Below are 12,752 nucleotides of genomic sequence, written 5' to 3' on the forward strand. Positions count from 1 at the left end.
ACCGTCACCGGAGCGCCGCCGACACACGGAGCGCACAGCTCACCTGACGCAGCGTTGAACTCCACGATTCCGGCATCACGCACGAGCTGTAGATCACATGAACGGCATCCCAACAAAGCATGAAATACCCATGTCTTCTAGCTTTTGATCTCGGGTATCGTCCCGTTCCACGCGGCCCGGTCACTGACCGAGACCGGTGCCGGTGGGGGAGAGCGCTTGCCGGGCTCCCAGACCAGGTGTGTCTGAGCAAACGAGGAAGAAGGTCATGAAGCGCATACTCATACGCTCTGGTAAGAGCCCGTTCTACGTCGCCAGTCAGCAGGAGTTCATCCAGAAGGACCTGATCGGCACGAACTCCGGGAACCTGCTCTTCAGCGACGCCGCGCACAAGATCCTTCTCACCGAGCGCACCGAGATCACCTCCAACGGGCTCAGCACCGTCCCGACGGCCGAGCGGGCGCGCCAGATCAATGAGCAGTACGACGTCTTCGTCGTGCCCCTCGCCAATGCCTTCCGTCCGTCCTTCAAGGGCGCGCTGGACAAACTCTCCACCCTGATCGAGCAGCTCACCATCCCCGTCGTGGTCGTGGGTGTGGGCGCGCAGGCGACTCATGACTACAACACCGCCAAGCTGGGGCCCATCGAGACCTCGGTCAAGCGGTTCGTCAGGGCCGTCCTGGACAGGTCCGCCTCCATGGGCGTACGCGGTGAGCTGACCGCCTCCTACCTGGAGCGGCTCGGTTTCAAGAAGCACATCGAGGTCATCGGCTGTCCGTCGATGTTCCTCCACGGCGACACCTTCCCGACCCCCCGGGACCCGGGCACGATAGACGCCCACTCCCGGATCGTGATCAACATGTCGCCGGGCGCGACAACCGTCGGCGACCTGGAGGGCCTGGCCCGCCACGCGCTGGAACGCTTCCCGCACCTCAGGTACTACGCGCAGAACCTCGCCGACGCCGAGATCCTCTTCTGGGGCGACACTTCCGCCGTCACCGGCCCGAAGACCCGCTTCCCCCGCCGGCTGACCCACCCGCTGTTCGAGGAGAACCGGGTCAGGGTCCCGCTGGATCCCAAGACATGGATGGACGAGCTGGCGACGTACGACTTCGTCTACGGCACCCGCATCCACGGCAACATCGCGCCCCTGCTCGCCGGCACCCCCAGCGTCGTGCTCGTCCACGACTCGCGGACCCTGGAGCTGTGCCGCTACTTCGGCATACCGCACCGGATGCTCAGCGCCACACCCGCCGACATCCACCCGCAGGAGCTGTACGACCAGGCCGACTTCAGCGAGATGCTGAACGGGCACAAGGAACGCTTCGACCGCTTCATCGGCTTCCTCGACCGGAACGGCCTGGAGAACACCTTCACGCACGGCGACGGCGGCGCCGCGTACGACCTGCGGCTCGGCGCCCTCGACCTCCCGCCGTCCCTCGGTGTGTGGGACGGCACGGACGACGGCTCGCTGCACTACCGGTTCAGCCGGCTGCACGAGCGTCACACCGTCACCGACCGCCGTATCGAGATGCTCACCAAGAAGAACAACGAACTCCAGAAGAAGCTCAACTCCATGGAGCGGCGCCTGGCCGACCTGGAGAACGGCTCACCGCTGCGGATCGGTCCGGCGGTCCGGCGCCAGGTGCGCCGCAGGCTGCGGCCCAACAACTGAGCCGCACCACCTACGGCCGGTCCAGCCGAAGGCGCTCCGCCTTCGGCAGACCGGCCACCACCAGGTCGTAACTGTCCTCGATCAGCTCGCGGACCGTCCCGGCGGGCAGTCCGGCGACCGTGACCGTGTTCCAGTGCCGCTTGTTGAGGTGCCAGCCGGGGACGATCTCCGGATGGGCGGCACGGAGCCGGATCGCCTCGTCCGGGTCGCACTTGAGCGAGACCTTCAACGGCTCGGCGTCCAGGGCCGTGAGCGCGAACACCTTCCCCACGACCTTGAAGACCGAGGTCTCCGGGTTGAAGGGGAACTCCTCCGTCACGGCGTTGAACTCCAGGCAGAACGCGCGCAGTTCGTCCCGCGACAGCGAGCCGTCCCGCACCGCGGCGCTCACCGCGCCGTCGTCCGCTCGGCCGGCTCCGCGAGGACCGTCACGATCTTGTTCCGCCGGCCGGCCGGGGACTCCGCCGTCAGCCGCAGCGTGCGCCCGTCCGGCAGCTCCACCAGCGCGCTCGCCCCGGCGATCGGCACCCGGCCCAGCGCCTTCGCGAGCAGACCGCCGACCGTCTCCACGTCCTCGTCGTCGAACTCGTCGAGCCCGTACAGCTCCCCGAGATCGCCGATGTCGAGCCGGGCCGTGACCCGGTAGGAGTCGGTGCCCGTCTCCTCGACAGGCGGCAGCTCACGGTCGTACTCGTCCGTGATCTCGCCGACGATCTCCTCCAGGATGTCCTCGATCGTCACGATGCCGGCCGTGCCGCCGTACTCGTCGATGACGACGGCGACGTGATTGCGCTCCTGCTGCATCTCGCGGAGCAGATCGCCCGCGTTCTTGGTGTCCGGCACGAACGCCGCCGGGCGCATCGCCGTGGAGACCAGATCGGCCTCGGAGTCACGGTTGATGTGCGTCTTCCTGACGAGGTCCTTGAGGTAGACGATGCCGACGATGTCGTCCTCGTTCTCCCCCGTGACCGGGATCCGGGAGAAGCCGGAGCGCAGCGCCAGCGTCAGGGCCTGCCTGATCGTCTTGTAGCGCTCGATGCAGACCAGGTCCGTACGCGGGACCATGACCTCACGCACCAGCGTGTCCCCGAGCTCGAAGACCGAGTGCACCATCCGGCGCTCGTCGTCCTCGATCAGCGACTCCTGCTCGGCGAGGTCGACCATCGCCCGCAGCTCGGCCTCGCTCGCGAACGGTCCCTTGCGGAAGCCCTTGCCCGGCGTGAGGGCGTTGCCCAGGAGGATCAGCAGCTGCGGGACCGGCCCCATGATCCGGGCCAGCGGCAGCAGGACGTACGCCGCGGCGGTCGCCGTGTTCAGCGGGTGCTGGCGGCCGATGGTGCGCGGCGAGACGCCCACGGCGACGTAGCTCACGAGGACCATCACGCCGATCGCGACGAGCAGCGAGATCCAGGTCTCCGTGAACTCCTCCAGGCAGACGTACGTGACCAGCACCCCGGCCGCCATCTCGCAGGCGACGCGCACCAGCAGCGCCACGTTGAGATACCGCGTCGGGTCGGCGGCGATCTGCGCCAGCTTGTCGGCGCCGCGCCGCCCGGAGCGCTCGGCCTCCGCCGCCCGGAACGTGGAGACGCGGGCGAGCCCCGCCTCGGCGCAGGCCGCCAGCCAGGCGACGACGACCAGCGCGACCGCCCCGATGATCAGTTGCGCGATCACGAGACGGTCGGTGCGGGAGAGGGACCGGTGAGGCCCTGCTCGGCCCGCCAGCCGTCCACGATGGCCGCCTGGAGGCCGAACATCTCAGCCTTCTCGTCCGGCTCCTCGTGGTCGTACCCGAGGAGGTGCAGGACACCGTGGACGGTGAGGAGCTGAAGCTCCTCGTCCATGGAGTGCCGCGTCGGCGCTTCCTCGCCCTGGGCCTTCGCGACCTCCGGGCAGAGCACGACGTCACCGAGGAGCCCCTGCGGGGGCTCCTCCTCGTCCTTCACCGGTGGACGCAGCTCGTCCATCGGGAAGGACATGACGTCGGTCGGACCGGGAAGGTCCATCCACTGCATGTGCAACTGCTCCATGGCGGCGGAGTCCACCACGATCACCGAGAGCTCGGAGAGGGGGTGGATACGCATCCGGGTGAGCGCGTAGCGGGCGGCCCCGAGGATCGCCTGCTCGTCGACCTCGGTGCCTGACTCGTTGTTGACGTCGATCGACATGGTGCGGTGTGACTCTCCCGGATAGATGCCGCTGGGCCGCGAGGTGCCGGCTCAGCTGTGCTGTTCGTTGCCGTTACGGCTGTCGTACTGCTCGTAGGCGTCGACGATACGGCCGACGAGCTTGTGCCGGACGACATCGTCCGATGTGAGCCGGGAGAAGTGCACGTCCTCGACGTCGTGCAGGATGTCCTGGACCTGGCGCAGCCCGCTCTTCGTGCCGCCGGGGAGATCGACCTGGGTGACATCGCCCGTGATGACGATCTTCGAGTCGAAGCCGAGCCTCGTCAGGAACATCTTCATCTGCTGCGAGCTGGTGTTCTGCGCCTCGTCGAGGATGATGAACGCGTCGTTCAGCGTCCGGCCTCGCATGTACGCCAGGGGCGCGACCTCGATCGTGCCCGCGGCCATCAGGCGCGGGATCGAGTCGGGGTCGAGCATGTCGTGCAGCGCGTCGTAGAGCGGGCGCAGATACGGGTCGATCTTCTCGTACAGCGTGCCGGGCAGGAAGCCGAGTCTCTCCCCCGCCTCCACCGCGGGCCTGGTCAGGATGATCCTGGTGACCTGCTTGGACTGGAGGGCCTGCACGGCCTTGGCCATGGCGAGATAGGTCTTGCCGGTGCCCGCCGGGCCGATGCCGAAGACGATCGTGTGCTTGTCGATCGCGTCCACGTAACGCTTCTGGTTGAGCGTCTTGGGGCGGATCGTGCGCCCACGGCTGGAGACGATGTTCTGCGTGAGAACTTCGGCGGGGGTCTCGGGTCCGTCCGCGCCGCCGTTCTCGCTCGCCCTGAGCATGGCGATCGAGCGTTCCACTGCGTCCTCCGTCATCGGCTGACCGGTGCGGAGCACCAGCATCATCTCGTCGAACAGGCTCTGGATCAGCGCGACCTCGGCCGCGTCGCCCACGGCACTGATCTGATTGCCCCGGACATGGATGTCGGCGGCCGGGAACGCCTTCTCGATCACGCGCAACAGCGAGTCACCGGAACCCAGGATCGTCACCATCGGGTGCTTGGCGGGGATGGTGAAGTGGGCTCGCGCCTGACCGGGCGCGGGGGTACGGACTGTGGGTGTCTGAGTCATGGGCCGGCACTGTGGCCTGCACATACCTCCCGTTGCAGGGTTCTCGCCGCTCGACAACCTCTGGGTACCAGCGTACGACTCCGCACCGACAAGCCCGTAGGGCTTTTCCGCGCGCCTTTCGGACGGGCGTTTCGAACAGTCTCCGGAAGGGACCCGGCGCGTCAGCCCGAGCGGCCGAACCCGATCGTCGGTACGGCCCTGCGCAGCGGCCACGGCCTGCTCGGCGCGGGCAGGAGCCCCGCCAGGAAGGCGTACCGGCGCAGCGCCGCCGGGTCCTGGTCGGACGACTCCTGGACGTAGCCCCACCAGGCGGCGATCTCCGCCCAGCCGGGGGCCGACAGCGATCCGCCGAACTCCTGGACCGACAGGGCCGCCGTGAGCCCGGAGAAGGCGAGCCGGTCGGCGAGCGGCCAGCCGGCGAGGGTGCCGGTGACGAACCCGGCGACGAACACGTCGCCCGCGCCCGTCGGGTCGAGCGCCTCCACGTCGATGGCCGGCACCTCGGCGGTGGCGCCGGTGGCGCTGTCGACCGCGTACGCGCCCTCCGCGCCCAGGGTCACGACCACCAGCGGCACCAGCTCGGCGAGCGCCCGCGCGGCGGCCCTGGGGCATTCGGCGCGGGTGTAGCGCATCGCCTCCTCGGCGTTGGGCAGGAACGCCTCGCAGTGCGCCAGGTCGGGGAGTCCGGCGAGGTCCCAGCGGCCCGTGTCGTCCCACCCCACGTCGGCGAAGACCCGTGCGCCGTGGCCGGCGGCGCGGGCGATCCACCCCTCGCTGCGGCCCGGTGTGAGCGCGGCGACGGCGGCACGCGCGCGTGGCGGGCACTCGGGCAGGGTGCCTTCGGGCGGCGGCGCCTCGTGGCCGTGCGAGACCATCGTGCGCTCGCCCTCGTACGCCATGGAGACCGTGACGGGTGAGTGCCAGCCGGGGACGGTGCGTGAGCGGGAGAGGTCGATGCCCTCGCCCTGCTCCAGCGCGTCCCAGCAGTACTCCCCGTAGTGGTCGTCGCCGAAGGCGGCCGACAGCGAGGTGCGCAGTCCCAGCCGGGCCAGCGCGCTGGCCATGTTGGCGATGCCGCCGGGGCTCGAACCCATGCCCCTGGCCCAGGACTCGGTGCCGCGCACGGGGGCGCTGTCGAGGCCGGTGAAGATGATGTCGAGGAAGACCGTGCCGGTCAGGTAGACGTCGCAGTCCGGGTCGTCGGGGGAGCGCAGGGCGCCCAGCGGGTCGACATCGGCGGTGTGTGCCTGCGGCGTTCCTTCACGTGGGGTCACGGTCGCGCTCCCGGATCGGCTTACGGATCCGGACAGTGTGCCCGATGGCACTGACAGTCGGCGTGAAACAGGCCGTGGGGGCTGCCGCCGGGTCGGCCACCGGGCAGGCACCGGTCGGGGCCGGGCGCGGGTCAGGGCGAGCGCTTGGGGAGCGGCACCCGCACGAGGTCAGCGGCGACGGTCAGCTCGCCGTCGTATCCGGCCGCCCTGGCCTGCCGCTCGAACTCCGCCGGGTCGCTGTAGCGCTGCGAGAAGTGCGTCAGTACGAGGTGCCGTACGCCGGCCTGGCGTGCCACCGCTCCCGCCTGGCCCGCCGTCAGATGACCGTGGTCGTCCGCCAGTTGACGGTCCTCGTCGAGGAAGGTGGACTCGATGACCAGCATGTCGCAGCCGTCGGCCAGGGCGTGCACGCCGTCGCAGAGCCGGGTGTCCATGACGAAGGCGAAGTTCTGGCCCCTGCGCTCCTCGCTGACGTCGGCGAGCGTCACCCCGCGCAGTTCGCCGTCCCGCTGGAGGCGTCCGACGTCGGGCCCCTTGATGCCGTGCGCGGCGAGGCGTTCGGGGAGCATCCTGCGGCCGTCGGGCTCGGTGATCCGGTAGCCGTAGGACTCGACGGGGTGCGAGAGCTTGTGCGCCCGGAGGGTGTACGAGTCGGTGCGGGCGAGTACGCCGTCGGCTTCGACGGGTGCCTCGGTGATGTCGACGCTCTCGCGGTACGCCGTCGCGTAACGCAGCCTCCTGAAGAAGACGTGTCCGCTCGCCGGGTAGTGCGCGGTGACCTCGTGCGGGACGCCGTCCAGGTTGATGCGCTGGATCACTCCGGCGAGACCGAGCGAGTGGTCTCCGTGGAAGTGCGTGACGCAGATGCGGTTGATGTCGTACGCCGCGACCGAGGCGCGCGCCATCTGGCGCTGGGTGCCGTCGCCCGGGTCGAAGAGGATGCCCTCGCCGTCCCAGCGCAGCAGATAGCCGTTGTGGTTGCGGTGCCGGGTGGGGACCTGGCTGGCGGTGCCGAGGACGACGAGCTCTCGTACGGACACGGTGTCGGCTCCGCCTACCCGGGGGGCCAGTTGAGGCCGCGTCCGCCCAGTACGTGGGCGTGCGCGTGGAAGACGGTCTGGCCGGCGCCGCTGCCGGTGTTGAAGACGATCCGGTAGCCGGTGCCGACGGTCTTGTCCTCGGCGGCGACCTCGGCGGACTCGCGCAGTATGTCGGCGGCGATCTGCGGCTCGGCGGCGGCGAGCGCCGCCGCGTCCGGGTAGTGGACCTTGGGGATCACCAGTACATGGGTGGGGGCCTGCGGGTTGATGTCCCTGAAGGCCACGGTGGTGTCCGTCTCACGTACGACGGTGGCGGGCACCTCCCCGGCGACGATCTTGCAGAACAGGCAGTCGGCCTGTCGTTCTCCCGCCATGGTCCGGGTCTCCTCGCGTCGGTCGGCCGGTCGTCCCTGGTCGCTTCCGTACTGAGGCATGCTATCCGCCCGCCGGCGCGGAGGGTGTCCGCCCGGCGATCAGGACCAGCGGCCCGTGCGGCCCAGGAGCAGCGCGCAGGCAGCCGTGCCGGCGGTGGACGTGCGCAGTACGGTGCGCCCGAGCCGGTACGGGGCGGCCCCGGCGTTCGCGAACAGCGCCAACTCGTCCGGGGAGACGCCGCCCTCGGGTCCGACGACCAGCACGATGCTTCCGGCGTCCGGGAGTTCGGCGGTGGCCAGCGGTTCGCTGCCGTCCTCGTGCAGGACGGCGGCGAAGTCGGCGGTCCGCAGGAGCGCCGCGACCTCTTTGGAGGACATCGCCTCCGCGACCTCGGGGAAGCGCAGCCTGCGGGACTGCTTGCCCGCCTCGCGGGCGGTGGCGCGCCACTTGGCCAGGGCCTTGGCGCCCCGCTCGCCCTTCCACTGGGTGATGCAGCGCGCGGCCTGCCAGGGCACGATCGCGTCGACGCCGGTCTCGGTCATCGTCTCGACGGACAGTTCGCCGCGGTCGCCCTTGGGCAGGGCCTGTACGACGGTGATGCGCGGTACGGGCTCGTCCTCGGTCCGTACGCCGGTGACGGCCACGTCCAGCCGGTCCTTGCCGTGGACGGCCGCGACCGTCCCGTGGGCGCCGGTGCCGGCGCCGTCGGTCAGGACGACCTCCTCCCCGACGCGCAGCCTCCTCACGGAGACCGCGTGGCGGCCCTCGGGGCCGTCCAGCGTGACGGTGCCGGGCCGCAGGGTCCCGGCGGTGTCGACGACGAAGACAGGTGCGGTCATGAAGGGTTTCCCGGGGTCAACGAGGCGCGGACGGACTCGAGTTCGTCGGCGAGGACCTCGACGAGCTGCCCGGCGGGCAGATCGCGGGCCATCCGGTGGCCCTGGCCGGCCCACAGGGCCATGCCCTGGGGGTCGCCGACCTTGGCGGCGGCCTTGCGCAGCCCGGCGGTGAGGTGGTGCACCGCGGGGTACGCGGGCGGGGCGTAGGGGCCGTGCTCGCGCATGAAGCGGTTGACGAGGCCGCGCGCGGGCCGGCCGGAGAAGGCGCGGGTGAGTTCGGTCCGCGTGAACAGCGGGTCGGTCATGGCCCGCTTGTGGAGGGCGTGGGCGCCGGACTCCGGGCAGACGAGGAAGGCGGTGCCGAACTGGGCGGCGTCGGCGCCGGCGGCGAGTACGGCGGCGATCTGGCCGCCACGCATGAGCCCGCCGGCCGCGATGACCGGCAGCCGTACGGAGTTCCGTACCTGCGTGACGAGCGACAGCAGTCCGATGCCCGCGCCGTCGGTGGCGGGGTCGTCGCGGTGCGTGCCCTGGTGGCCGCCGGCCTCGATGCCCTGGACGCAGACGACGTCGGCGCCGGACCACTCGGCGGTCTGGGCCTCCTCGGGCGTGGTCACCGTGACGACGGTGAGGGTGCCGACGCGGGTGAAGGCGTCGAGCGTGGTGGGCGTGGGGCAGCCGAAGGTGAACGACACGACCGGGACGGGATCGTCGAGCAGTATCGCGAGCTTGGCCTCGTACCCGTCGTCACGGCCCGCCTCGGGATCGCCGAGGGGGGTCTCGTACCAGGTCGCCTCACCGGCGAGCTGATCGCGGTAGACCTCCACGGCGGCGTGGTCGTCGTGGTGCGGCTGCGGCATGAACAGGTTGATCCCGAACGCGCTGCCGCTGAGTCCCCGGAGCTGTTTGACCTCCTGGTACATACCGTCGGCGGTCTTGTACCCGGCGGCGAGGAAGCCGAGCCCTCCGGCGTCACCGACGGCCGCGACCAACTGCGGGCAGGACGCGCCGCCGGCCATGGGGGCCTGCACGATCGGATACCGGCAGATGTCGGTCAACACGGAGGACATGCACGCATCGTGCCATGTCCCCGGTGAGGTGCCGAATGGGGACCGCGATCGTCGTGACGGCGCGCGGCCCTCGGGTCGCGCCTGAAGCCGATCGCCGGACGGACCGCATACGCGGCCCGTCCGGCGATCGAGTACAGAACGCCCGCCGATTCGCCCGGACCGGGCCCTAACGGCCGTTGAACGCGTCCTTCAGCCTTGAGAAAAGCCCCTGTTGACCCGGTTGAAACTGGCCGGTGGGCCGTTCCTCGCCCCTGAGCTTCGACAGCTCTCGCAGCAAACGCTCCTGCTCCGGGTCGAGTTTCGACGGGGTCATGACCTCGACATGGACGATCAGGTCGCCCCGGCCGCCGCCACGCAGATGCGTGATGCCGCGGCCGTGGAGCGGGATCGACTGGCCCGACTGGGTGCCCGGCCGGACGTCGATGTCCTCGACGCCGTCCAGTGTCTCCAGCGGACACTGCGTGCCCAGCGCCGCCGCCGTCATCGGGATGGTCACCGTGCAGTGCAGATCGTCACCGCGGCGCTGGAACACCGCGTGCGGCGACTCGTGGATCTCGACGTACAGATCGCCCGCCGGGCCACCGCCGGGTCCGACCTCGCCCTCACCGGAGAGCTGGATGCGGGTGCCGTTGTCGACGCCCGCCGGGATCTTGACCGTGAGCGTGCGGCGCGAGCGGATGCGGCCGTCGCCGGCGCACTCGGGGCAGGGGGTCGGCACGACCGTGCCGAAGCCCTGGCACTGCGGGCACGGCCGCGATGTCATGACCTGGCCCAGGAAGGACCGCGTGACCTGCGAGACCTCGCCGCGACCGCGGCACATGTCACAGGTCTGCGCGGAGGTGCCCGGTGCGGCGCCCTCGCCCGAGCAGGTCGTACAGACGACCGCCGTGTCGACCTGGATGTCCTTGGTGGTGCCGAAGGCCGCCTCGTTGAGGTCGATCTCCAGCCGGATCATCGCGTCCTGGCCGCGCCGCGTCCGCGACCTCGGGCCACGCTGCTGCGACGTCCCGAAGAACGCGTCCATGATGTCGGAGAAGTTGCCGAAGCCACCGGCCCCGAATCCGCCCGCGCCACCGCCCGCCTGCGAGAGCGGGTCGCCGCCGAGGTCGTAGACCTGCTTCTTCTGCGGGTCCGACAACACCTCGTAGGCGGCGTTGATCTCCTTGAAGCGCTCCTGCGTCTTGGGATCGGGATTGACATCCGGGTGCAGCTCGCGGGCGAGCCTGCGGAATGCCTTCTTGATCTCGTCCTGTGATGCGTCGCGGCGTACGCCGAGTACGGCGTAGTAGTCCGTGGCCACTTACGACTCCGCCAGGATCTGTCCGACGTAACGTGCCACTGCGCGTACCGCTCCCATCGTTCCGGGGTAGTCCATGCGGGTCGGTCCGACCACGCCGAGTTTGGCGACTGCCTCGTCGCCCGAACCGTAGCCGACCGCGACGACGGACGTGGAGTTGAGGCCCTCGTAGGCGTTCTCGTGCCCGATTCGTACGGTCATGCCCGAGTCCTCGGCCTCGCCGAGCAGCCTGAGGAGCACGACCTGCTCCTCAAGTGCTTCCAGCACCGGCCGGATCGTCAGGGGGAAGTCGTGCCCGAAGCGGGTCAGATTGGCGGTGCCGCCGATCACCAGCCGCTCCTCCGTCTCCTCGACCAGCGTCTCCAGCAGCGTCGCCAGGACCGTGGTCACCGTGCCCCGGTCCTCCAGGTCGAAGGACTCGGGCAGCTCCTGCACCAGCAGCGGCACGTCCGAGAACCGGCGGCCGACGACCCGGGCGTTGAGCCGGGCCCGCAGGTCCGCCAGCGACGTGTCGCCGAACGGCACCGGGCAGTCGATCATGCGCTGCTCGACCCGGCCGGTGTCGGTGATCAGGACGAGCATCAGCCGCGCGGGGGCCAGCGAGAGCAGTTCCACGTGCCGCACCGTCGAGCGGGTCAGCGAGGGGTACTGCACGACCGCGACCTGCCGGGTCAGCTGCGCGAGCAGCCGCACCGTACGGCCCACCACGTCGTCCAGATCGACGGCGCTGTCGAGAAAGTTCTGGATGGCCCTGCGCTCCGGCGCCGACAGGGGCTTGACGCCCGCCAGCCGGTCGACGAAGAGCCGGTAGCCCTTGTCCGTCGGAATACGCCCCGCACTCGTGTGGGGCTGGGCGATGAAGCCCTCGTCCTCCAGGACGGCCATGTCGTTACGGACAGTGGCCGGGGAGACACCGAGCTTGTGCCGCTCGGTCAGCGCCTTGGAGCCGACGGGCTCCTCGGTGCCGACATAGTCCTGGACGATGGCGCGCAGCACCTCAAGCCTGCGTTCGCTCAGCATCGCGCACACCTCCAGCTCTGGTTCCTCGGATCCGGCTTGGCACTCGGCGCATTGGAGTGCCAGCATTCCCCGGGCCAGTGTACGGCCGTGAGGTACGCCCCTAGCAAGGCCGGCCGGTCACGCTACCGCGCGCGGCACCGCCGTCCCCACCGATAGCGTCGCCGTATGAACGTCCGTTGGGAAGAGCACGGCTGGGAACGGATCTCCGAGGGAGTCGGCAGACGCAGACTCCCTGGCTGGGATGCGACGGTCGGCCTCGTCGTGGGTGAGGACGCCGTACTTCTGTACGACACGGGCTCGACGCTCCGTGAGGGCGCCGAGATCCGCGCGCAGGCGCAGGCGCTGAGCGGCCGGCGCGTCACGCACATCGTGCTCAGCCATCCCCACTTCGACCATGTCCTCGGGACCGCGGCCTTCTCCGGTGCGCGGGTGTACGGCGCGGTCGGCCTGGCGGAGCTGCTGCTGCGCGACCGCGAGAGCCTGCGCGGCTCCGCCGTACGGCACGGGGTGTCCGTCGCCGACGCCACCGAGGCCGTGGACGTACTGGTCGCGCCGCAGCACGCGGTGTCCGGCGAGTCGACGCTCGATCTCGGAGGGCGGCAGGTACTTCTCGCCAATGTCGGGCCGGGGCACTCCGGGCACGATCTCGCGCTGCTCGTCCCCGGCGACCGCGAGGTCGTCTTCTGCGGCGACCTGGTCGAGGAATCGGGCGAACCGCAGGCCGGCCACGACGCGATCCCGGCACGCTGGCCGGCCGCGCTGGACCGGCTGCTGGCACTGGGCGGCGAGGACGCGCTGTACGTTCCCGGCCACGGCGCGACCGTCGACGCGGCGTTCGTACGAGCGCAGCGGGACGCACTGGCGGCGCGTTTCGGCACGACGTAGCCGGCCGGCCGCGCGTTCCTTCACGGCGT

At 70.4% G+C, this 12,752-nt stretch carries 13 protein-coding genes; 2 read left to right on the top strand and 11 right to left on the bottom strand.

The window, feature by feature from the left end; all coding sequences use genetic code 11:
* Nucleotides 1-265 precede the first annotated feature (265 nt).
* On the top strand, nucleotides 266-1,672 hold the full coding sequence (locus tag ACFWHU_RS08315; RefSeq protein WP_387224391.1) for a polysaccharide pyruvyl transferase family protein: 1,407 nt from the start codon (nucleotides 266-268) through the stop codon (nucleotides 1,670-1,672).
* Nucleotides 1,673-1,682: 10 nt separating this feature from the next.
* On the opposite strand, the gene ACFWHU_RS08320 is transcribed toward ACFWHU_RS08315, so the two are convergent.
* The 11 genes from ACFWHU_RS08320 to hrcA all read right to left on the bottom strand — a co-directional run bounded on the left by ACFWHU_RS08320 (nucleotide 1,683) and on the right by hrcA (nucleotide 11,838).
* On the bottom strand, nucleotides 1,683-2,036 hold the full coding sequence (locus tag ACFWHU_RS08320) for an MmcQ/YjbR family DNA-binding protein (RefSeq protein WP_385795337.1): 354 nt from the start codon (nucleotides 2,034-2,036) through the stop codon (nucleotides 1,683-1,685).
* A 23-nt stretch (nucleotides 2,037-2,059) separates the two neighbouring features.
* Nucleotides 2,060-3,346 (bottom strand): hemolysin family protein, encoded by a 1,287-nt coding sequence (locus ACFWHU_RS08325; RefSeq protein ID WP_385795124.1) that lies wholly within the window; start codon nucleotides 3,344-3,346, stop codon nucleotides 2,060-2,062.
* Nucleotides 3,343-3,840, bottom strand: a complete 498-nt coding sequence (ybeY, locus tag ACFWHU_RS08330) for an rRNA maturation RNase YbeY (protein WP_385795126.1) — start codon at nucleotides 3,838-3,840, stop codon at nucleotides 3,343-3,345. Before ybeY ends, ACFWHU_RS08325 begins: the two co-directional genes overlap by 4 nt.
* Before the next feature lie 51 nt (nucleotides 3,841-3,891).
* Complete coding sequence (locus tag ACFWHU_RS08335) at nucleotides 3,892-4,923, bottom strand: PhoH family protein (RefSeq protein ID WP_242570982.1); 1,032 nt, start codon at nucleotides 4,921-4,923, stop codon at nucleotides 3,892-3,894.
* A 161-nt stretch (nucleotides 4,924-5,084) separates the two neighbouring features.
* Complete coding sequence (locus ACFWHU_RS08340; protein ID WP_387224392.1) at nucleotides 5,085-6,197, bottom strand: carbohydrate kinase family protein; 1,113 nt, start codon at nucleotides 6,195-6,197, stop codon at nucleotides 5,085-5,087.
* A 131-nt stretch (nucleotides 6,198-6,328) separates the two neighbouring features.
* Entirely contained in the window at nucleotides 6,329-7,237 is a 909-nt protein-coding gene (locus ACFWHU_RS08345; protein ID WP_385795132.1) for a ribonuclease Z, read from the bottom strand.
* A 14-nt stretch (nucleotides 7,238-7,251) separates the two neighbouring features.
* Complete coding sequence (locus ACFWHU_RS08350) at nucleotides 7,252-7,611, bottom strand: histidine triad nucleotide-binding protein (protein WP_385795135.1); 360 nt, start codon at nucleotides 7,609-7,611, stop codon at nucleotides 7,252-7,254.
* Nucleotides 7,612-7,710: 99 nt separating this feature from the next.
* On the bottom strand, nucleotides 7,711-8,451 hold the full coding sequence (locus ACFWHU_RS08355) for a 16S rRNA (uracil(1498)-N(3))-methyltransferase (RefSeq protein WP_387224393.1): 741 nt from the start codon (nucleotides 8,449-8,451) through the stop codon (nucleotides 7,711-7,713).
* Entirely contained in the window at nucleotides 8,448-9,521 is a 1,074-nt protein-coding gene (locus tag ACFWHU_RS08360; RefSeq protein WP_387224394.1) for a nitronate monooxygenase, read from the bottom strand. Before ACFWHU_RS08360 ends, ACFWHU_RS08355 begins: the two co-directional genes overlap by 4 nt.
* 166 nt (nucleotides 9,522-9,687) lie before the next feature.
* A complete protein-coding gene (dnaJ, locus tag ACFWHU_RS08365; RefSeq protein ID WP_078077411.1) occupies nucleotides 9,688-10,821 on the bottom strand; it encodes a molecular chaperone DnaJ in 1,134 nt (377 codons plus the stop codon).
* Nucleotides 10,822-11,838, bottom strand: a complete 1,017-nt coding sequence (gene hrcA, locus ACFWHU_RS08370) for a heat-inducible transcriptional repressor HrcA (protein WP_385795340.1) — start codon at nucleotides 11,836-11,838, stop codon at nucleotides 10,822-10,824.
* Between the two features lie 165 nt (nucleotides 11,839-12,003).
* Here hrcA and ACFWHU_RS08375 point away from each other — a divergent pair, with 165 nt between their 5' ends.
* Nucleotides 12,004-12,723, top strand: coding sequence for an MBL fold metallo-hydrolase (locus ACFWHU_RS08375; protein ID WP_387224395.1), 720 nt, complete (start codon nucleotides 12,004-12,006; stop codon nucleotides 12,721-12,723).
* The last annotated feature ends 29 nt before the right edge of the window (nucleotides 12,724-12,752 follow it).

This window comes from Streptomyces sp. NPDC060366 (assembly GCF_042725135.1).
Classification (GTDB): Bacteria; Actinomycetota; Actinomycetes; order Streptomycetales; family Streptomycetaceae; genus Streptomyces.

Bases quoted from the DNA above. Each gene is read 5' to 3' on its own strand.
- ACFWHU_RS08315 (WP_387224391.1), top strand. From the start codon at position 266: ATGAAGCGCATACTCATACGCTCTGGTAAGAGCCCGTTCTACGTCGCC.
- ybeY (WP_385795126.1), bottom strand. From the start codon at position 3,840: ATGTCGATCGACGTCAACAACGAGTCAGGCACCGAGGTCGACGAGCAG.
- ACFWHU_RS08335 (WP_242570982.1), bottom strand. From the start codon at position 4,923: ATGACTCAGACACCCACAGTCCGTACCCCCGCGCCCGGTCAGGCGCGA.
- ACFWHU_RS08350 (WP_385795135.1), bottom strand. From the start codon at position 7,611: ATGGCGGGAGAACGACAGGCCGACTGCCTGTTCTGCAAGATCGTCGCC.
- ACFWHU_RS08355 (WP_387224393.1), bottom strand. From the start codon at position 8,451: ATGACCGCACCTGTCTTCGTCGTCGACACCGCCGGGACCCTGCGGCCC.
- ACFWHU_RS08360 (WP_387224394.1), bottom strand. From the start codon at position 9,521: ATGTCCTCCGTGTTGACCGACATCTGCCGGTATCCGATCGTGCAGGCC.
- hrcA (WP_385795340.1), bottom strand. From the start codon at position 11,838: ATGCTGAGCGAACGCAGGCTTGAGGTGCTGCGCGCCATCGTCCAGGAC.
- ACFWHU_RS08375 (WP_387224395.1), top strand. From the start codon at position 12,004: ATGAACGTCCGTTGGGAAGAGCACGGCTGGGAACGGATCTCCGAGGGA.